Origin of the sequence: Eisenbergiella sp. OF01-20 (assembly GCF_003478085.1) — a bacterium.
Taxonomy (GTDB): domain Bacteria; phylum Bacillota; class Clostridia; order Lachnospirales; family Lachnospiraceae; genus Eisenbergiella.
Genome location: NZ_QUES01000087.1, coordinates 1 through 1,881, shown reverse-complemented (window position 1 = coordinate 1,881; position 1,881 = coordinate 1). Strand labels below are relative to the sequence as shown.

Annotated in this window: 1 protein-coding gene; it reads right to left on the bottom strand. The window is 49.3% G+C overall.

The annotated features are described in order from the left end of the window. Positions 1 to 279: 279 nt before the first annotated feature. Positions 280 to 1,731: a DDE-type integrase/transposase/recombinase gene (locus DXA36_RS32515; protein ID WP_118683630.1), complete on the bottom strand. Its 1,452-nt coding sequence runs from the start codon at positions 1,729 to 1,731 to the stop codon at positions 280 to 282. Positions 1,732 to 1,881: the final 150 nt, after the last annotated feature.

The following is a 1,881-nucleotide window of genomic DNA, read 5'->3' as shown; positions in this document are numbered from 1 at the left end:
GGTAGTGTCAAGTGAATTATGAAAACCCGAAGCCGGGTGAACTGGCAACATTAGAACCTTGAAAATTGCAGATATGTAAGAAATTGGCAGTTCCCGCCACCCTTGACGGCACGCCAAAACAATGCTCTGAACGTCTTACCGACGGCGAAGAACTCAAGAACAGATAACATTTCACCGTCGTAGTCACAGCATGGTAGCATTGTTTTGGCGTGCCATCAAGGGCAGGTCCCTTCGGGATGGCTGCGTTTTGTCCCTCTGGCTTGGAATCTAAGAACAGATTTAGCCAGCCGCCAGCTGTTCCTGCAGATGGAGGATGGTTTGCTGTCCGAGCAGGATCAGGAGCTGCCATTTACCGGGCATGTTGTCTGCGTCTTCCAGCATATCGACTTTATTGAGCACCTGATAATGGTTGTGCTTGTGAGGACGCAGGAAGTTGTAGTAGGCGACCCAGAGTGCCACGTTATCGTTTGCGCCGTTGTAATTATCGTAGCCGCAGCTGACCCGGTAAGTAGATTTAAAAGTACGGTTGAGCCGTTCGATCATCTGCTTGTAGGGACGGAACTCCTTGGAAACCGCATCATCGTTTGTGAGTCCGATTACCTGTGTGATGTCAAACTTGAAGCCTTCCCCCAGTTCCTGTGCGAACTGCAGGGCCGCCAGCGGATAGGCACTGTACCCGTCGGCAATGAACCGGAACTTCTCCGGGAGTTGTTTCATACCGCGGAAAGCCATGCGCATAGCGAGGATACAAGGGCCGACCGAGCGGTTGTCTGAAACCTGGTATCCGAGGATGGAGCGTGAGGCAGCGTCCATGATGAACCAGATGTAGCCTTTGATGCCGCGTACCTTGATATAGGTTTCGTCGGCGGTGAACACGGATGACTTGGGGTATTCATAGTGGTCAACAAAGGGTTTGATGACAAGGGCGGCTGTCCTGGCATAGTTGGCAACCTGCTGGTGGGAAATCCGGATGCCATAGAGATCGTTTAAGGCCTGGGCAGTTTTTCGGAGGGAAAGCTGTAGGTTGACATGCATGGTAAGGCACAGGGACATGATGTGTGCGTTGTGCTTAGAGAACTTCAGGGAGGAAGCGTTCTTAGGCAGGGAGTCTAAGCCCATGCGGAAGAAATCCACGGTGAATTCCCGGTAGAGGTAATGGAGCTTGTATTTATTTTTACCGTGATCCTCATCCAGATGTTTTTTCTCAACCCTGGAGAGGTTATGCAGATAGAAGGAACACTTTGGATTGACGCATTTGTGGATGCGGAAGAACCTCCGGTCTTTTTTCGGGACAAGGGTGTGTCCACAGTAAGGGCACACAAAACGGACTGGGGAGGTAACAACCTCCCCAGTGACAAAGGTCTGTCCACAGACCTTGCACTGGTACTGTCCGTTGCCGCCATTATTATCATAGAGATAGTGGTGGGGAGCGCCACAGAGGGGACAGACGGTATCCTCGGGAACGGATTTCCCGTTGCGCCGCTGGACGGGCCTGACGGTTTTGCCATACTTCCAGAGGTAGTATTCCAGTAGGAACTGCCAGTCTTGTTTGATGAAAGGCTTGATGACAGGGAGGCGGTCAGTGGTAAATTTGTGGTATTTAGGGGAGTGGGAATCATCGAAGGCCCACTGCTTGAGAGGGATATATCTGCAGATGAAGTTCAGGAGCCAGCAAATAGTTTTGTATTGTTCTTGAATTACAGTAAGTAAATAGAGTATAATGTTATCCATAGCAATGATCAATCCTTTGGTTATGTTGGTTGTGGTGACTACATTATACCAAAAAAGGGGAGGTCATTGCTTTTTTATTTTTAAAAGTGGTGTAATCCTTGGAAATACAAGGTTTTTAATAAAAAACGGGGTGTCAGACTTGACACTACC

Coding starts and splice junctions, on each gene's coding strand:
- DXA36_RS32515 (WP_118683630.1), bottom strand. CDS start 1,731: ATGGATAACATTATACTCTATTTACTTACTGTAATTCAAGAACAATAC.